We start from the raw sequence: 17,756 nt of genomic DNA on the forward strand, positions 1-17,756 counted from the left end.
CTCAGAGGCTGGCGGCGGCCGTCTTGTCTGTGATTGATTTCTCGGCGGCGAGCTTTTCGGCGATTGTCCGGCCCACAACAGGCGGGGCCGCACCGGTCTGCGGGCGGTCCAGCAGCGTCATGGCCTGCACCGGAGCGTACATGTCCCGGCTGGAGATAGGATCGCCCGCGCTGGAGATGGTTCGCAGCACCTGCCCGCCCTGACGCACAGCATAGATCTGTCCCTCCGGCCCCACGCTGATCAGCCACGGCGCCTCGGTGGGTTCCCCCACCAGCGTGTCGAGGGCAAAGGTCACGCCCGGTGTGCCGTCGGCCTCAATCTTGCGGAGTTTGCGGGCCACACCGTCCACGATGTACACCGCGCCGTGCCGGTCCACGCCCAGGCCCTCGAGGGTGCGCAGGCTCTCGCTGTGGCGGTCCAGCCGGAAGGCGTAGCGGCTGAGGTAATCCCCCTGCGCCGTGAAGCGCTGAACCTCATTGTTGCCGGTATCCAGCACGAAGAGGTGGCCGTCCGGCGAGGCCACCATGCGGCGCGGCCTGTCGAAACGGCCCAGGCCCTGCCCACGCCCACCGAAGCGCCGGACGAACTGTCCCGAGCTGTTGTAGACGACAATATGATGCGCCTCGCCGTCCAGCACATACACGTGGCCCTGCGTGAACGCGATGTCCAGCGGTTGCAGCAGTTCGCCCTCGCCCAGGCCGTAGGGACCGAAGCTCAGGAGCTCGCGGCCCTGTGGGTCGAGCTTGCGGACCAGCGCGCCCGACTTGCCCTGGCGGTATTCCTGCAGGGTGATGTACAGGTTGCCGTCCGGGTCGCCGGCCAGGGCATTGGGGACGCTGGGCAGCCCCTGCGCCGCGCTGCCCTGATCGCACAGGCTGGCGCGCAGCTTGCCGTGCAGGTCCAGCAGACGCACAGTGCCGCGTTTTTCCTGAACGCTCAGGGCCAGGGCCAGGGGATCGCTGAAGACCTCGTCGCTCAGCACGCCCGCATCGAGCCGGGTGATCACCTCATCCAGGGTGGGGCGCTGCGCCGGGTCCTTCTCGATCATATTCAGGATCAGGTCATTGAGACGGCCCGGCACTTCCAGCCGCACCTGCTTGGGCGGCTTGGGAGCCTCGAACACCTGCTGATGCACCACAGCCTCATAGCTGCCCCGGAACGCGGTTTGACCGCTGACCATCTCGTACGCCAGCAGACCCAGCGAGTACACGTCGCTGCGAGCGTCCACGCGGTTGCCCTTGGCCTGCTCGGGGGCCATGTAGATCGGGGTGCCCACCCGCGCGCCGGTCATGGTCAGGCGGGTCAGGACCTTGCCCACCGCGATCCCGAAGTCCATCAGCTTGACGCCGCCCTCTCGCAATTGCCCGTCGTGAAAAGCGTTCTTGAGCATCATGACGTTGCCAGGCTTGATGTCGCGGTGAACCACGTTCTGCATGTGAATGTGGCGCAGCGCGTCAGCCAGCGCGCGCAGAATCTGCACCGAGTCGGTGAAGGCAAGGCTGCGGTCCTCAAGCAGGGTCTCCAGGCTCTCGCCATCCAGAAATTCCATGGCGATGTAATGTTCGGGGTCCTGCATGCGGTAGTCGTAGACGCGCACGATGTTGGGATGGCTGAAACGCTTGAGCACCTCAGCCTCGCGGTAGAAGCGTTTGACGAATTTGGCGTCGGCCAGGTACTTCTCTTGCGGCACCTTGAGGGCCACGATGCGCCCGTCACTGTTGCGGCGCGCACGGTAGACGCTGCCCATCCCGCCGATGCCGATGCGGTCCATCACCTCGTAATCCTGGAACTTGAGGTCCGACTTGGTCGACGACAGCGTGCTGCGGCGCGTCAGACTGGGTGTGGGGGAGCGGACTGGCCGTGCGGGCTTGCCCGCCGCAGGCAGGTTGATCTCCTTGCGGCGCGCAGGCTGGGCGGGCAAGCCCGCTCCCTGGGCCAGGGAGATGAGGCCCCCGGTCAGGATCACCGCCAGCACAGCCAGCGCTCCCTGGGCGCGGTCCAGCGCCCTGAGCCATGAGGTTCCCTGGACTGTCCCCCCCAGCGCCAGGACCACCAGCGTGGCGACCAACGCCAGTGCCAGCACGCCTGCCAGGACGCTCAGGGCACGTTCTGGAAAGCGAACCAGCAGCAGCAGGCCCACCACGAACAGGGCGCCCAGCAGCAGAACGGTCATCGGCGCTGACCTCGGCTGGAAACGGGCGACAGGCAGAGCAGGGTCATCTGCCCCAGTTATACAGGCCCAACCCTTGCGCCACACTTACAAGACGCAACACAAGAATCAGGACTGAACTTCAGATGTTCCCCGTTATGGGACCACAGGGGAAGGCGGTGCGGCGGCGGGCGGGACCGGAGACACCGCCAATCCTGAGGCGGGCCCACGTTTGACAGCCCCTACAGATCCAGCCGCTGCACGCTGCTTCCGGCCACGCTCTTGGTCACCAGCAGGCGGCTGGGCAGGCGCTCGGACAGGCTTTCCACGTGGGTCACGATGCCCACCATCCGGCCCTGGGTTCGCAGGCTCTCCAGGGCGTTGGCCACGGCCTCCAGGGCCTGCGGGTCCAGGGTGCCGAAGCCCTCGTCCAGAAACAGCGCGCCCAGTATCTTGTTGCCTGCCAGATAGTCGCTCAGGGCAATCGCCAGCGACAGAGACGCCAGAAACGTCTCGCCCCCCGACAGGGTCTTGACGCCGCGCACCTCGCCCGCGTTCCACAGGTCCTGCACCACGTAGTCGCCGTCTGCGAGAGCCAGCCGGTAACGCCCGTCGCTGATCTCGTGCAGCAGCAGGCCCGCACGGGTCAGCAGCTGGGCCTCCACCTCGGCCAGCAGAAACTGCTGGAACTCGTTGGCTTTCAGGGAGTTGGTCAGCGTCTGCCAGGTGTCGAAGGTACGGGCGGCGTCGGCGGCCTGGGTCTCGATCTCGGCCTTGCGGGCCAGACGTTCGCGTCCGGCGCGTTCCTGCTCCGCCAGACTGCCAGCGCGCTCGCGGGCAGCGGACAGGGCGGCGTCGGTGGCGGTCAGGTCACGCCCCACCTGTGACAGCTGGGCCGGATCGAAGGGGGCCGCACCCAGCTGCCGTTCCAGCTCGGCGAACGCCTCGGCCAGTTGCGCCCGTTGGGCAGCCTGGGTGCGCGCGGCCTCCTCCAGGGCGGCGATATCGCTTTCGGGCAACGCGGCGGCGCGGGCCTGGGCGGCGTCCATACCCAGTGTGGAAAGAGCGGCCTCCAGCGCGGTCTGGGCTTCCTGAGCGTCCGCCTCGCGGCCCGCAGCCGTCTTCTGTGCCGCCGCCAGGGTGGCATTTGCCGCCGCCAGCTCGCCCGCCGCGCGAGACAGCGCCGCGCCTGCCTCCTGCACACGCCTGCGCAGGACGGTGACATCGTTGAGCAGCTGGCGACGTTTTCCGGCGGGGTCCACTCCCGCCGCACGCACCCGCTCTGCCAGGCCAGCCAGCAGGCGCAGGGCTTCCGTCTGGGGATCGCCCGTGATCAGCGCTTCGGCGGCTCGGAGATCCTTCTCGCGCTGGTCGATGGCTTCCTGCCAGTTGCGGTTCTCGGCTTCCTTGTCGGCCAGCCACGTCTCGCGGGCCTTGAGGGCAGCGCGCAGATCGCTGAAGCGGCTACGGCGCTCATCCAGGGCGGCGCTCAGCGCCTTGACGCGGTCCTGCGCTGCACCCAGATCGGCGTGGGGGGCGTCGGGCAACCGACGAACCTCCTGCAGGCACAGCGGGCAGTCGTCGCCCACATGCAGGTGCGTGCGGTACGCGGCCAGGCCCGAGGTCAATCTCGCCTCTTCCAGCGCTTTCTGCGCGGCTTCCAGATCGGCCTTGGCAGTCTGGCCGTCGCGCTTGACCCGCTCCAGCTCCGCCGTTTCCTGTGTCTGTACAGTCTGCTCCGCTCCGAAGCGGCTCAGCGCCGAGTGCAGGCCCAGCCGCTCGGCCTCGAGTTGCACCCGTTCCTGACGATTCTTCTCGGCCTTCTCCGCCCCCGCGCGGGCCACCAGAAAGGCGTCCTCATCCCAGGGCAGCGGCTGTGGGTGCGTGGTCTGCGGAGTGCCGCCGGAGCGCTTGAGACGTGCGGTGTCGGCCTCAGCCTCGCGGAGTTTGTCGGCGCGGGCTTCCAGTTCGGGGATGCCCGCCTCAGCCTGCTGGGCCGCCTCCAGACCCATCTGAGCAGCTCCGGCAGCGCGCGCCGCCTGGGCCGCAGCCTCCTGTGCAACGGTCAGGGCCCGAGCCTCGCGCTCGGCGGCAATCCGGGCGCGTTCGGCGGCGTCCAGCAGCGGCAGCACTCCAGCCACGCGGCGGGCGCGGGCGGCGCGGGCGGCACCAGCCTGCACCCCAGCGGCGCGCGCGTCCAGCGCCCCCAGGCGGCGGCTTGTGTCCTCGCGCGCCTTCCAGACCTTCTCGATCTCGCGCAGGCGCACCAGGCTGTTTTGCAGGGCTTCCAGGCGGTCCCGCAGGCTCTCGGCCTCGGCGTCGGTGCGCTCGCGTTCGGCGCGCAGGGCCGTCACGGCCTCCAGCGTCACTCCAGCATATTCGTTTTCCAGCACGCTGTTCAGGCTGCTCACACGGTGCCTGAGTTCTTTGGCACGGTCAGAGGCAACGCGCTGCATGGCGGCGACGTGCTCAAGCCCAGTCAGTTCACCCAGGAGCGCCTGTCGCTCCTTGCCCGTGCCATGAAGCAGCCGGGCGAACTCTCCCTGCGGCAGCATCACGCTGCGGGCAAACGTCTTGAAATCGAGCCCCACCGCTGTGCGAATGCGCTCGTTGACCCCCTTCATGCCGCCGTCGCTGAGGTTGGCCCAGCGCCCGTCCGGGTCGCGGCGCTCGAAGCGCACCTCGTTTTCGGCCTGCCGGCGGCCCTTGGTGCGCGAGGCGCGGTACGTCGTGCCGCCTACCTCGAAAGTCAGCCCCACGCTCAGGCCACGCTCGCCCTGCGAGATCAGCGCGTCCAGTCCCGCCGCGCCCAGCCGCGCCGTCTGCCCGTACAGGGCGAAGGTCATGGCGTCCAGCAGGCTGGATTTGCCGCTGCCCGTCGGCCCCACCAGGGCGAACAGTTCGAGGTCTCCAAAGTCCAGCTCGGTGAACTGTCGAAAGGCGGTGAAGCCCTGAACTTCCAAGCGGAGCGGCTTCATAGACCGGTCTCTGAGAGACAGATCATGAAATGATAGGCGCAGGAGAGCATCTGCCAGAGCCTCACGCCACTTCCTCCGTCCGTGCCGCCTCGTCCGCTTCCTTGAAGGCGGCGCGTAGATCGTCAGGCAGTTCGCCGCGCCGCTCGCGGTAGTACTGCTCGTACAGCTGGGTCAGGCTCAGGCCCTCGCGTTTCCGTTCGGGCAGGGCCAGGTCTTCCTGGGTGGCTTCCAGGTCTACCGCCAGGGTGTTGGGGGCCAGCTTCAGCACCCGATCCTTGAGCCCCGGCAGGGCGGTTCCACTGGGGGCACGCACCACCACCTTCAACAGGCCGTCGAAACCCTTCAGGGCCTTGATCCGGGTCTCCACGTTGTCCAGATCGGCGCGCAGGGTCTTCAACTCGCGCCCACTCGCCAGTGGCAGAGTGTGGACACGGGCGGGACGCCCAGCCTCCACCTCGATCAGGTTGACCTGCTTCTTCTCGCCGCCCTCGCCGAAGTCCAGCTGGATGATGCTGCCGGGGTAGCACGCCAGCGGGGCGTCTGAGACCTGCTGTGGCTTGTGGATATGCCCCAGCGCCACGTACTGTGCGCCGGGCGGCAGTTGCAGTCCAGACAGGGTGTAGGCGTTGGTCAGATCGAACTGCAGCGTGCGCTCGGAGCCGCTGGGCACTGCGCCGTCCATGGTCGCGTGGGCCATCAGCATGTTGACGCTGCCCGCACGGAAACCTTCGCCCAGACGGCGTAAAAAGAAGCCCATTCCCTCGCGGTACTTCTGCCGCCACGCCCCAGTGTCCCCGCCCAGCAGGTCCGCGGCCTTGACCAGCCGCCGCTCGGACAGGTAGGGCAGGGCGCCCACGGTCAGGGACTCGCCACCCCTCGTCTCAATGGTCCGCACCATGTCCTGGGGGTTGCTGCTGGGCTGTGCCACAGCCTGAATGCCCACCCAGCCCAGCAGTCCCGTCACCGATTCCAGCCGCGCGGAACTGTCGTGGTTCCCGGCGATCACGATGCCCGGAATCCCGGCGTCACGCAGACGCAGGAAAAAGTCGAAGACAGCGGCCTCGGCGTCTGCCGAAGGGTTGGCCGTGTCGAAGAGATCGCCGGACACCAGCACGGCGTCGGCGCGCTCGCTGCGGGCCAGCGCGGCAATCTCGGTTAAGGCCTGATGGATCTCGGGAGTCCGGTCATAACCACGCAGGTTGCGGCCCGCATGGAAATCAGCGGTATGAAGTACGCGCATCACAGAAAAATCTAGCACGGGGCAGTGAAGCGCAGCCGTGAGATCACTCTTTCGGAACCGCACTTTTTCAGCTTTTGTGGGGTTGGGCAGGGCCAGACGCGCCCTCGCCCTACCGCCCACCACGTTGCCGTGCCCCAATGACCCGGCCAGAGAGTCAACCTGCGCCTCAACGGCCACTCCCAGGATTTGCGAACGCCTGAGAGGGTGAGGGCCCCAGGCTTGTTTTCAACGCTGCAAGCCCGTGCAGACTTCGGCCCCACCTTCAGCCAAACCTAAATACCTGTTGAATGCCCTGCTATTTCCTTTCCCAGCCAGCCGCTAGAATTCTTCGCAATGCCTCTTGACTATCTGGCGCGCATCGCGCAGACGCCTGCGCCCACATTCCAGGAGGGGCAGCGGGCCGAGCTGATCGCGGAGCTGTGGCGGGAGCTGGGCTATCCCTGCGAGATCGACGCGGTGGGCAATGTGCTGACCCGCATTGCCCCACCCGCCACCGAGGGCCACCCCGCCCTGCTGCTGGCGTCGCACCTGGACACCGTGTTCGAGGCCGGGACTGACGTGACCGTGCGTGAGGACAGCGGGCGCCTGATCGGGCCAGGGGTGGGCGACAACAGCGCCAGCCTGGCCGTCCTGACGGCGCTGCTGCGTGATCTGCGCGGTCAGACTGGCGTGCTGCGCCGTCCACTGTGGGTGGCGGCCAACGTGGGCGAGGAAGGGCTGGGCGATCTGCGCGGCAGCAAGTTCCTGATCTCCCAGCACCGCGCCGCGCTGGGGGCATTTATCGCAGTGGACGGCTACCTGGGCATCGCGGTCACTCGTGGGGTGGGGGTACGGCGCTACCGGGCTACCTTCGTGGGGCCGGGGGGGCACTCCTGGGGAGATCAGGCCCCCAGCGCCCTGCACGCGCTGGGGCGGGCCATCAGCGGGCTGTACGCTCTCCCGCTGCCCTCCACGCCGCGCACCACCCTGAATGTGGGGGTGGCCTCGGGCGGCACCAGCGTCAATTCCATTGCGGCCAGCGCCGAGCTGCTGCTGGATCTGCGTTCGCTGGATCCTGAGGTGCTGGGCAAACTGGACCGCCGCGCGGTTTCGGCGCTGCACACGGCGGCGCGCGAAGCAGGAGTGAGCGTGCAAATCGAGCAGGTGGGCGACCGTCCCGGCGGCGACCTGCACAGCGCGGCCCTGCTGCCGGCCATCCGTGAGGCGGCCCGCGAGATCAGGACGGAACTGAGGACGGCCTCCAGCAGCACCGATGCCAACGCCGCCGCCCCCCACGGCCTGCCTGCCGTCGCCATCGGCGTCTACCGCGGCGGCAACGCGCACCGCCTGGACGAATGGGTGCAGACCAGCAGCCTGGAACCGGGTCTGAAGTTCCTGCGCCGCGTGGTGGAGCTCTACCAGCAGCAGCCGGTGGTATAGAGCCAGAGGGATAGGTCCAAACACGCCCGCCTCCTCAGTTCCCCCAATCCCCCCATCGCCTCTGTAGCCTTTCCCGCTTTTTGGCGTGCAGGCGCGGGCTTTCGTGACCTTGGCAGCAATTTCAGCCCACCATTTTCCCATCTGTTCAGAGCAGAATGGAGGGCAGTTATGAAACCAACCGCGCGCTCATCCGTCCCGCGCCGTGCCCTGTCCGGCAGCCCTCTCGTGGCCCACCTGGGACGCGCCTTGATGCTGGGCAGCGCGCTGCTGCTGAGCGGCACTGGGGCACAGACCGTGGCTTCCCCGGCCCAACTGGTCTTCAACCGGGTCAACGGATTGATCGAGGCCAACTACGGTGGGCTGTCCACGGTGGACCGCGTGGCCCTGGCCGCCGAGTACCAGAAGCGGCTGGACGCCGTGTGCAGTTCGTCCCCTGCCGACTGCGCCGAGAGCAAGGCGTATCCGGTGATCCAGGCCGAGGTCACCGCATTGGGCGACGAGCACACCTTCTTCCAGACGCCTGAGGATTTCAAGGAGTTCTCGGCCAGCGCCAGCGGGGGCAACCGCCTGCAGTTTGGTGTGAAGCTGGCCCGGCTGGACGGCGAGAACCGCGTGGTCACCGAGATCGTGCCGGGCAGCGCCGCCGAGGAAGGGGGCCTGCGGCGCGGCGACCTGCTGCTGACCATCGACGGCAAGCCCTACACCTTCGCAGGCCTCAGGGTTGCCAAGGAAGGGGGCAAGCCCACGGCCCTGGGCCTGACTCGCCAGGGCACGAATCTGACGCTCACCCTGACCTCCCGCGAGAGCAGCACCCGTGACCTGCCGCGCCTCAGCTACGTCCCTGCCAGCACACCAGCGGGCGCGGCCAGTACCACCACGGCGGCGGGTGAGGTGGCCGTGCTCCGGATTCCTACCTTCCTGTCGGGCGGCGGCGTGGCGCAGCAGGTGCACGACCTTGTAGGAGAGGCGCAGCGACACGGAGCGACAGGGATGATCGTAGACCTGCGCGGCAATGGCGGTGGCAGCCTGTACGAATGCGACAGTGGCGTGAGCGCCTTCGTGCCCAGCGTGACCCGCGTGGCCCGCAGCGTGGACGGCAACGCCCGCACCGTGGTCAGCCGGGGGACGCGTCTGGAAGATGGCCGCCTTGCCGGAAGCGTCCGCAACCCCAAGCTGTGGACCGGCCCACTGGCGGTGCTGGTGGACGCCGGCAGCGCCTCGTGCAGCGAGTTCTTCGCCTACGAGATTCAGTACGCCGGGCGCGGCCCGGTTATCGGTGAGACCACCGCCGGAGTGGGCAACACCGCCACGCGCATCTTTGAAGTGGGCGAGGGCGCGCTGCAACTGACCATCCTGAACTACGCCAAGCCCGATGGCACGCCGTACCCCACCCGCATTACCCCCGACCAAACTTTCGCCCAGGGGGAGGAACAGATTCGTGCCCTGACCCAGGGCAAGGATGACCTGTTAGCCAATGGCCTGAAGGCGCTGGCCAAGGCCCCGGTGCTGACGCTGGACCCGACGCAGAACCAGCCCTGAGAGGGGTGAGAGGGGGAAGCACTCCTGGAGCTGCTTAAAAGCCTGACGCAAAGACAAGAGCACCCGCCTGCAGGCGGGTGCTCTTTCGCTGATGAGACAATCTGAAACCCAGTCCTACATGTCCATCCGCGTCTTGAGGAAGTTGGTCATGACCGCGCCGCGTTTGTAGAACGGGTTGTCCATGATCTTGATGTACAGCGGAATGGTGGTCTTCGGCCCTTGGATCACAGTTTCTTCCAGGGCGCGTTTCATGCGGGCAATCGCCTCGGCGCGGTTATCGTGATGCACGATCAATTTGCCGATCAGGCTGTCGTAATGCGGCGGGATCACGTAACCGGTGTAAGCGTGCGAATCTACTCGCACGCCAGGGCCACCCGCGAAATGCACGTCGTCGATACGGCCCGCGGCGGGGCGGAAATCCTTGGACGGGTCTTCGGCGTTCAGGCGGCACTCGATGGCGTGACCGCGCAGCACCACGTCCTCCTGTTTCAGGTTCAGGCCGTGGCCGGAGGCGATTTCCAGCTGCATCCGCACCAGATCCAGGCCGCTGATCATCTCGGAGACGCAGTGTTCCACCTGAATGCGGGTGTTCATCTCCATGAAGTAGTAGTTGCCGTCGCGGTCCACGATGAATTCCAGCGTCCCGGCCCCAGCGTAGTTGACGTGCTGCGCGAGACGCACGCCCGCCGCCAGAATCTCCTGGCGCAGGCTGTCGGGCAACGTGCTGGGCGCTTCCTCGATCAGTTTCTGGTTGCGCCGCTGGATGCTGCAGTCACGCTCACCGATGTGGATGACGTGGCCATTGCCGTCGCCCATGACCTGCACTTCCACATGCCGGAACTCTTCAAGGAATTTCTCCATGATCAGGTCTGGATCGCTGAAGTACAGCCGCGCTTCCTCGCGGGCCTGATCGAAGCCCTTCTTCAGTTCGTCCTGGGTCCGGATGACCTTCTGGCCGCGCCCGCCGCCGCCCGCGCTGGCCTTGAGCAGCACGGGGTAGCCGATCTGCTTGGCCGCCAGAATGGCGGCGTCAAGGTCTTCCAGAATGCCCGTGCCAGGAACGACGGGCACGTTGCTGGCGGCAGCAATTTCCCGCCCGCCCGCCTTGGAGCCCAGCGCCCGCATGCTCTCCGGGGTGGGGCCGATAAAGACCAGCCCGTGCTCGCGGCACATCTCGGCGAAGTCGGGGTTCTCGGCCATGAAGCCGTAGCCCGGATGGATGCCCTCGGCGCCGGTCATCAGGGCCGCCGAAAGGATGTTGGGAATATTCAGATACGAGGCGTTGCTGGCGGGCGGCCCTACGCACACGGACTCGTCGGCCAGCAGCACGGGCAGGCTGTTCTCGTCGGCGGTGGAGTACACCACCACCGTCTTGACGCCCAGTTCGCGCGCCGTGCGGATAACGCGCAGGGCAATCTCGCCCCGGTTGGCGATCAGAATTTTCTTGAACATAACCTGCCCTTACTCGATCAGGAAGAGCGTCTGACCGTATTCCACCGGCTCGGCGTTCTTGACCAGAATCTCGCGGACCACGCCGCCCGTCTCAGCCTCGATCTCGTTCATCAGCTTCATGGCCTCAATGATGCACAGCACCTGTCCAGCGGCCACGGTGTCGCCCACCTTGACGTAGGGCGCAGCATCCGGGCTGCTGCTGGCGTAGAAGGTGCCGACGATAGGAGCCTTGACCGGCATACCGCTGGCCGCTGCAGGCGCCGCAGGGGTGCTGACGGCGGCCGCTGGCGCAGCCTGGGGCGTCTCTGACGCGGGGGTAAGGGCAGAGGTAGGAGCCGGCGCACTCTCGGCGGTCTCAAAGGTGGGTTGCGGCTGGGCCTGGGGGACAGCCGGGGCGCTGGGCGCGAAAGCCGGGCCGCTCATAGCCTGCGGACCACGCTTGAGATCCAGCGAGAAGCTGCCGGTCTTGAGGCTGAATTCGCGCACATCGGCGGCTTTGAGGGCATCAAGCATCTGTTTCAGGTCGTCTGGGTTCATGGCCCCTCCTTATCGTGCTGGCATCTGGGTGGTGACAGTCGGGTCTGCGGTGATTTGCGCCGGTTCATCATGACGGGTCAGAGGTTAGGAATGTTTACCGTCCCTAACGCCCGTTTGGCTGCCTGCCGAGTTTAGCGGCTTCCGTCCCCGGATGGGCGGAATTTTCAACCCGGTTCAGATTTCCCTGAGTGCCTCAGCGCTGGGCAGTCCTTCATTACGGGTCAGTTCAGCCCCTCGGCCTCGCGCACGATGTCCAGCACCCGCTCGCGGATGGCGCGCTCCTCGCGCAGGTAGCGAGCAGCGCTCATCTGCACACCGATGGCGGCCACCAGTGCGCCCGCGTAGTGGTACGGCACACCCAACGTGCATTGACCCGGAATCCATTCCTCGATGCTGTAGGCGTAGCCCAGCCGTCCCACCCGCGCCACTTCGGTGTGCCACTCGTCCAGCGTGGTGATGCTGCTCTGGGTACAGGTGGAAAACGTCTTGGGCGTGATGTCTGCGTGGGCGTACAGAATCTTGCCGCTGGCCGTGGAGGTGGCGGGCAGGTAAACGTCTAGCGGCAGATCGATGTCGGCGTCCGGGTGGCGTTCGCGGATCGCCGCAACAACCTCCTCGCCCTCCAGAATGCACAGGAAGGCCACCGAACGCACCTCCAGCGCCAGCCGGGTGATCAGCGCGCGGGCATCGGGGAACCAGGGCAGAGAAGCGGTGAGTTGCGCGCCCATCTCGGCCAGATGCCACGACAAGCGGTATTTGCCGACAGGGGTGCGGCGCAGAAAGCCCGCGCCAGTCAGCCCCGCCAGGTACGCGTGGGCCGTGGCGCGGGGCACGCCCAGGTGCGCTGCCAGGGCGCGGACGCCCCATTCAGGCTGCTCGGCGCTGAAGGCCGACAGGATGTTCGCCGCTTTTTGAAGGGACAGCACCCGTCCAGCTTACGCGGACAAGGGCCAGAAAGTAAATCTAGGGCACGGAGCTTGACCCCTCGCTGAGGGTGGCCGTGATGCGCTGCCTGGAGAACCGCGCCACGCGCTGTCCGGACAGGCACGCTCCGGCCCCTCCTCAACTACGCTTCACTTCAGGTAGGTCAGAATCAGCGCCGCCGTGTCGCGCAGGGCGTCGGTGTGCATGCGCTCGTAGGAGTGGCTGGCGTCCACACCGGGGCCGATCAGCGCCACCGGGTAGTCGCCCCCGGCCCGCCACGCCGCCGTACCGTCCGAGGAATAGAAGGGGTAGAGGTCTACACGCAGATCCAGACCCGCAGAGGCCGCTGCCGCCCGCAGCCGATTGCCCAGCGCGTGATCGTAGGGACCGCCGCTGTCCGCGACGCACAGGGTGACGCAGTGCTCGCTGCTGGTCTGGCCCTCGCCCACCGCCGCCATGTCCACAGCGATCAGTTCGTCGGTGTGGGTGGGAATGCCGGTGGCCGCCCCGTGGCCGACCTCCTCATAGGTGGTGACGTGAAAGGCCACCGTCTTTGAGGGGGGGGTATTAACCAATGCGCGGGTCACGGCCAGGAAGATCGCCACCGCCGCCTTGTTGTCCAGGTGGCGCGATTTGATGTACCCGGCGCCCGTGACGCGGGGCCGCGCGTCGAAGCTCACGAAATCGCCCACGCCGACGCCCAGGGCGCGGGTCTCGGCGGCGCTGGTCGTCTGCTCGTCCAGCCGCACCTCCATCACGGCGGCCTCGCGCTTCAGGTCACGCAGGGCCGCGCCGTGAACGTGGGTGCTCTGGCGGATGTTGACCACCGTACCGGTGATGACACGTCCACTCTGGGTATGCACGCGCACGTCCTCGCCCTCCACGGTGGCCCAGTCGTAGCCGCCCAGCATGGACAGCAGCAGGCGGCCACCCGGCTTGATGCCCTTGACCATCGCGCCCAGGGTGTCGGTGTGGCCACTGAAGGTCACGTGGCCCTCGCCCGTTCCCGGCACCTCCCAGGTCAGGGCGCCCTTGCGGGTGCGCTGCGGCGTGATGCCCAGTGCCCGGACCTCCTTGTCGATCAGCGCGACGGCGGCGTCCGTGAAGCCGGTGGGGCTGGGGGTGTCCAGCAGGCGCACAAGAACATCCAGGGTGTAAGCCAGCTCGAATTCAGGGTTCATGCCCCTCACTATGGCGGATAGGAATCAACTGTCTCCAGGGCAGGAACGCGCCACCATCCGTTTTCGCGGGCGGTGCTACGCTCAGGGGCGATATGGATTCTTATGACGTGTTGGTCATCGGCGGCGGCCCGGCGGGTTACGTGGCCGCCATTCGTGCGGCGCAACTGGGCTTCAAAACCGCCTGCGTGGACGATTTCACGCGCGACGGCAAACCCAGCCTGGGCGGCACCTGTCTGAACGTGGGCTGCATCCCCAGCAAGGCGCTGCTGGATTCCTCTGAAAAATTCGAGATGATCGGGCACGACGCCGCCGATCACGGCATCACGGTAGCTGGCCTGAAGATGGACCTGGACAAGATGCTGTCGCGCAAGACCGGCGTGGTGGACAAGCTCACCGGCGGGATCGCCTACCTGTTCAAAAAGAACAAGATCACCTCCATCTCGGGCCTGGGCAAACTGCTGCGCCAGGACGGCGAGGAATGGATCGTCGATGCTGCCGGAACCGAAGTGAAGGCAAAGAACGTGATCGTGGCGACGGGCAGCAGCCCCCGTCAACTTCCGCTGGCCCCCTTCGGCGGGCATGTGGTGGAGAACAGTGGCGCGCTGACATTCACGGAAGTTCCCAGCAAGCTGGGCGTGATCGGCGCGGGCGTGATCGGCGTGGAACTGGGCAGCGTGTGGCGGCGGCTGGGCGCGGACGTGACCATTCTGGAAGCCTTGCCCGGCTTTCTGATGGCCGCCGACGATGCCGTATCCAAGGAAGCGCTCAAGCAATTCAAGAAACAGGGCCTGGACTTCCACTTCGGCGTCAACATCACCAAGGTCGAGCAGAGTGACGCGGGCGTGAGCGTGACCTACACCGAGAAGGATCAGGAGGTCACGGCGCAGTTCGACAAGCTGATCGTAAGCATCGGGCGCGTGCCGCACACGGCGGGCCTGGGCGCGGACGCGGTGGGACTGGCGCTGGACGAGCGCGGCTACGTCAAGGTCGACAGCCATTACCGCACCAACCTGAGGGGCATCTACGCCATCGGTGACGTGATCGGCGGCGCGATGCTGGCGCACAAGGCCGAGGAAGAGGGGGTGGCGCTGGCCGAACAGCTCGCCGGGCAGGCCGGACACGTCAATTACGACGTGATTCCCTGGGTGATTTACACCTCACCCGAGATCGCCTGGGCGGGCCTGACCGAGAAGGGCGCCAAGGATGCAGGCCTCAAGGTCAAGACTGGACAATTCCCCTTCAGTGCCAACGGCCGCGCGCTGGGCCACAATGACCCGCGCGGCTTCGTGAAAGTGGTGGCCGACGCCGAGACCGACAAGCTGCTGGGGGTCCACATGGTTGGCCCTAACGTGTCTGAGCTGATCGGCGAGACGGTGGCGATCATGGAGTTTGGCGGCAGCAGCGAGGATCTGGCCCGCACCATCCACGCCCACCCCACCCTGAGCGAGGTGGTCAAGGAAGCGGCGCTGGCCGCCGACAAACGCGCGCTGCACATGTAAATTGAGGGAAGCGTTAAGGGAAGGGGGGTCAGGCCGCGTGGGCTGGCCCCCTTCTCCTATGATGCGGCCATGACTCACAAACTCAGCTCTCCCCTGCCGCTGGAATCCAGACTGGTCGAGCGCGTCTGGGGTGGCACACGGCTGATCCCTGACGGCAGCAACGACCGCAAGATCGGCGAGGCGTGGGTGGTGGGCGAGGACAACCACGTGTCAGGCGGCCCACATGCCGGGCAGACGCTGGCTGAACTCTCCGCACAGTTTCCGAAAGAGTTACTGGGGCACCGCGCCACCTCGGGCCGCTTTCCACTGCTGATCAAACTGCTGGACTGCGCCGAGTGGCTGAGCGTACAGGTTCACCCGGACGACGCACAGGCCCGTGAACTGGAGGGCGAGGGCTTTCTCGGCAAGACCGAGGCCTGGCACCTTCTGGCCGCTGACGATGGTGCGCAGATCATCGCGGGCATCCGCGACAACACGTCGCAGGATACCCTGAGCGAGGCGATCCTGGCCGGGAAGGCCATGGACCATGTCGCCTACACGCCTGTTCACGCCGGTGACACCTTCATGATTCCTGCGGGCACGGTGCATGCGCTGGGGCCAGGGGTCTTCCTGTACGAGGTTCAGCAGACCAGTGACCTGACCTACCGCATCTACGACTGGGATCGCCCTGCCACCGCTGGCCGCGCCCTGCACCTGTCCCAGAGCGCGGCGGTGGCCCGGCCCTGGCCCGCCCCCACCTCTCCCCTGCCACCCGCCGGGGAGGCCGTACAGGAACTGACCCGTTGTGACTATTTTGTGCTGGAGCGGTTGACCAACCGGGCCAGCACCCTGACGGGTGACACTGCTGGGCAGACCTTCCACGTCCTGACCGTGACTGAAGGCGAGGCTCGGGTGGAAGTGAACGGTGAACAACACACGCTGGGCCAGTTCGAGTCTCTGTTACTGCCCGCCGCCGTCGGGGCCTACCGCCTCTCGGGCAGTTTTGAGATGTTGCGCTCCAGCCTCCCGGAGTGAGATGAGGTTGTGCACACCTCAGCTTTCGAGGTAGACCGCGATGGAGCCGTGTATGACCATGTTCTCCCTGAAGGTATCCTCGATTTTTCCTCGCTGTCCCTCATGCGAGTGAGCGGGTTCCAGCCCTCATCACGCTGGAAGTCAGCCAGATCTGAGGCCTTTGAGGCGGCAGAACCTTTCCTATTCACGCCTGCGTAACGTGGCCGCCTCTACACAGATAGAGGCGGCGCCGTCAACACGCGGGTCAGGCAGTGGGATCCCAACACCGTGAGGTGACGCCTCAGCCGGGCCGATGTTCCGGATCATGGCGATAGACCCGCTGGGTGGCCTCGTCCAGAATGGCGCGTAGATCGTCCTCGCTCTGGGCTTCCACATAGACGCGCACCACTGGCTCGGTACCGGACGCACGGAACATGGCCGATGCACCGCCCGAGAGGCTCAGCTTCACGCCGTCGCGGGTATTGACACCTTCCACCACCCGGCCCGCCACCTCCACAAAGGTCTGGGCATCGGCCAGTAGCGCGGCCTTGTCGAAGCGGTCACTCAGGTGCAGGTCAGCGCGGTCGTAGTGGTGCTGGAAGCCGACCTCGGCCTCGATGTCGGCGAACAGTTCGGGCAGACTTTTTCCGCTGGCCGCCATCGCCTCGATCATCAGCAGGCTGTTCAGCAGGCCGTCGCGCTCCGGAATGTGCCCACGTGAGGACAGCCCACCGGACTCCTCGCCGCCGATCAGTACGGCCCTGTCCTCGTCGGCTTGCCCTTCGAGAAAGGCGTCGGTGATGTACTTGAAGCCCACCGGCGTCTCCAGCACTTCCAGCCCCAGCTTCCCGGCCAGCAACTCGATCACCCGGCTGCCCGACACCGTCTTGACCACTCGCCCGCGCAGGCCACGCACGCGGTAAAGGTGAGCGGTCAACACGGCGAAGATCTGGTGGCTGTTGAAGAACCCGCCACCCGCCGTGACCGCTCCCACCCGGTCCGCATCACCGTCAGTCACCACGCCCAGCGTCTGCCCAGTTTCACCGGCCAGCAGGGCCATCAGGTCGCCCAGACTGGGCGGAACGGGTTCGGGGTTGACGCCGTGGAACAGGGGATCGGGCCGCCCATGCAACTCGCTCAGCTCGAGCTGGAGCCCGGCATGGGCGGCGTAGCCGGTCAGCCAGCCGCATCCTGCGCCGCCCATCGGATCGTGAATGACACGGCCCCGGTAGGCACGCAGCATCTCCAGATCGAGTTGGCGGTCCAGCTGCTCGTAATACGCCTGCTGGATGTCCAGCGGCTGGACCGTGCCGCGCGGCCCGTTGTAGGGCTCGGGCGCGTCCAGGGCTGCCTCCACCTGGGCCACCAGGGCTGGGGTGGCGCTGCCGCCATAGTGGCCTTTGAGTTTGTAGCCGCTGTACTGGGGAGGGTTGTGACTGGCCGTGACCATCACGCCGCCCGCCGCGCCGTGATGGAGCACCGCAAAGGATAGCGCTGGGGTGGGCAGGTACTCGGTGGCCAGCCACACGTTCAGCCCGGCTTCGGCCATCGTGTCGGCCACCACCTGGGCGAAGCCAGCCCCCTGAAAGCGGGTGTCGTGGCCCACCACCACCGATGTGCCGCCCCCCTGGCGCAGCGCCTGGGCATGTGCGCGGGCCACCCGCCGCACGTTCGCGTAGGTGAATTCCTCGGCGATAATGTCGCGCCAGCCGTCTGTTCCGAATTTGATGGGCATGCAGAAGTCTCCGCCCGACAGCGTATCAGGACGGGCCTGACAGGATTCAGGCAGCGGCAGCGTCTGAAGGCGGCGCTGGCCCCATTGACGTATCACCTGGGCTGGGCTAT

General features: G+C 66.7%; 12 protein-coding genes. 4 read left to right on the forward strand and 8 right to left on the reverse strand.

Features of this window, described 5'->3' with window-relative positions:
• Position 1 precedes the first annotated feature (1 nt).
• The 3 genes from HNQ08_RS02880 to HNQ08_RS02890 all read right to left on the reverse strand — a co-directional run bounded on the left by HNQ08_RS02880 (position 2) and on the right by HNQ08_RS02890 (position 6,367).
• Complete coding sequence (locus HNQ08_RS02880; protein WP_184127569.1) at positions 2 to 2,173, reverse strand: protein kinase domain-containing protein; 2,172 nt, start codon at positions 2,171 to 2,173, stop codon at positions 2 to 4.
• A gap of 218 nt (positions 2,174 to 2,391) precedes the next feature.
• On the reverse strand, positions 2,392 to 5,127 hold the full coding sequence (locus HNQ08_RS02885; protein WP_184127570.1) for an AAA family ATPase: 2,736 nt from the start codon (positions 5,125 to 5,127) through the stop codon (positions 2,392 to 2,394).
• A gap of 61 nt (positions 5,128 to 5,188) precedes the next feature.
• The gene (locus HNQ08_RS02890) at positions 5,189 to 6,367 is read right to left on the reverse strand and encodes an exonuclease SbcCD subunit D (protein WP_184127571.1); all 1,179 of its coding nucleotides are present in this window, start codon (positions 6,365 to 6,367) and stop codon (positions 5,189 to 5,191) included.
• A 333-nt stretch (positions 6,368 to 6,700) separates the two neighbouring features.
• Here HNQ08_RS02890 and HNQ08_RS02895 point away from each other — a divergent pair, with 333 nt between their 5' ends.
• The gene (locus HNQ08_RS02895) at positions 6,701 to 7,786 is read left to right on the forward strand and encodes a M20/M25/M40 family metallo-hydrolase (protein ID WP_184127572.1); all 1,086 of its coding nucleotides are present in this window, start codon (positions 6,701 to 6,703) and stop codon (positions 7,784 to 7,786) included.
• Between the two features lie 168 nt (positions 7,787 to 7,954).
• Positions 7,955 to 9,325, forward strand: coding sequence for a S41 family peptidase (locus HNQ08_RS02900; protein ID WP_342355673.1), 1,371 nt, complete (start codon positions 7,955 to 7,957; stop codon positions 9,323 to 9,325).
• A 114-nt stretch (positions 9,326 to 9,439) separates the two neighbouring features.
• On the opposite strand, the gene accC is transcribed toward HNQ08_RS02900, so the two are convergent.
• The 4 genes from accC to HNQ08_RS02920 form a co-directional block, all read right to left on the reverse strand.
• Entirely contained in the window at positions 9,440 to 10,777 is a 1,338-nt protein-coding gene (gene accC / locus HNQ08_RS02905; protein WP_184127573.1) for an acetyl-CoA carboxylase biotin carboxylase subunit, read from the reverse strand.
• A 9-nt stretch (positions 10,778 to 10,786) separates the two neighbouring features.
• On the reverse strand, positions 10,787 to 11,314 hold the full coding sequence (gene accB / locus HNQ08_RS02910) for an acetyl-CoA carboxylase biotin carboxyl carrier protein (protein ID WP_184127574.1): 528 nt from the start codon (positions 11,312 to 11,314) through the stop codon (positions 10,787 to 10,789).
• A gap of 221 nt (positions 11,315 to 11,535) precedes the next feature.
• Positions 11,536 to 12,240, reverse strand: a complete 705-nt coding sequence (locus HNQ08_RS02915; protein WP_184127575.1) for an IclR family transcriptional regulator — start codon at positions 12,238 to 12,240, stop codon at positions 11,536 to 11,538.
• Positions 12,241 to 12,387: 147 nt separating this feature from the next.
• Positions 12,388 to 13,419: a M42 family metallopeptidase gene (locus HNQ08_RS02920; protein ID WP_184127576.1), complete on the reverse strand. Its 1,032-nt coding sequence runs from the start codon at positions 13,417 to 13,419 to the stop codon at positions 12,388 to 12,390.
• Positions 13,420 to 13,511: 92 nt separating this feature from the next.
• On the opposite strand from HNQ08_RS02920, the gene lpdA reads away from it, so the two are divergent.
• Both lpdA and HNQ08_RS02930 read left to right on the forward strand, forming a co-directional pair.
• Positions 13,512 to 14,918, forward strand: coding sequence for a dihydrolipoyl dehydrogenase (gene lpdA, locus HNQ08_RS02925; RefSeq protein ID WP_184127577.1), 1,407 nt, complete (start codon positions 13,512 to 13,514; stop codon positions 14,916 to 14,918).
• Positions 14,919 to 14,987: 69 nt separating this feature from the next.
• Positions 14,988 to 15,932: a type I phosphomannose isomerase catalytic subunit gene (locus tag HNQ08_RS02930; protein WP_184127578.1), complete on the forward strand. Its 945-nt coding sequence runs from the start codon at positions 14,988 to 14,990 to the stop codon at positions 15,930 to 15,932.
• 280 nt (positions 15,933 to 16,212) lie between these two features.
• On the opposite strand, the gene HNQ08_RS02935 is transcribed toward HNQ08_RS02930, so the two are convergent.
• Positions 16,213 to 17,646, reverse strand: coding sequence for a phosphoglucomutase/phosphomannomutase family protein (locus tag HNQ08_RS02935; RefSeq protein WP_184127579.1), 1,434 nt, complete (start codon positions 17,644 to 17,646; stop codon positions 16,213 to 16,215).
• Between the last annotated feature and the right edge of the window lie 110 nt (positions 17,647 to 17,756).

This window comes from Deinococcus humi (genome assembly GCF_014201875.1).
In the GTDB taxonomy this organism is placed as follows: Bacteria; Deinococcota; Deinococci; order Deinococcales; family Deinococcaceae; genus Deinococcus; species Deinococcus humi.

Coding starts and splice junctions, on each gene's coding strand:
- accC (WP_184127573.1), bottom strand. CDS start 10,777: ATGTTCAAGAAAATTCTGATCGCCAACCGGGGCGAGATTGCCCTGCGC.
- HNQ08_RS02900 (WP_342355673.1), top strand. CDS start 7,955: ATGAAACCAACCGCGCGCTCATCCGTCCCGCGCCGTGCCCTGTCCGGC.
- HNQ08_RS02890 (WP_184127571.1), bottom strand. CDS start 6,367: ATGCGCGTACTTCATACCGCTGATTTCCATGCGGGCCGCAACCTGCGT.
- HNQ08_RS02880 (WP_184127569.1), bottom strand. CDS start 2,173: ATGACCGTTCTGCTGCTGGGCGCCCTGTTCGTGGTGGGCCTGCTGCTG.
- accB (WP_184127574.1), bottom strand. CDS start 11,314: ATGAACCCAGACGACCTGAAACAGATGCTTGATGCCCTCAAAGCCGCC.
- HNQ08_RS02930 (WP_184127578.1), top strand. CDS start 14,988: ATGACTCACAAACTCAGCTCTCCCCTGCCGCTGGAATCCAGACTGGTC.
- lpdA (WP_184127577.1), top strand. CDS start 13,512: ATGGATTCTTATGACGTGTTGGTCATCGGCGGCGGCCCGGCGGGTTAC.
- HNQ08_RS02920 (WP_184127576.1), bottom strand. CDS start 13,419: ATGAACCCTGAATTCGAGCTGGCTTACACCCTGGATGTTCTTGTGCGC.
- HNQ08_RS02935 (WP_184127579.1), bottom strand. CDS start 17,646: ATGCCCATCAAATTCGGAACAGACGGCTGGCGCGACATTATCGCCGAG.
- HNQ08_RS02885 (WP_184127570.1), bottom strand. CDS start 5,127: ATGAAGCCGCTCCGCTTGGAAGTTCAGGGCTTCACCGCCTTTCGACAG.
- HNQ08_RS02895 (WP_184127572.1), top strand. CDS start 6,701: ATGCCTCTTGACTATCTGGCGCGCATCGCGCAGACGCCTGCGCCCACA.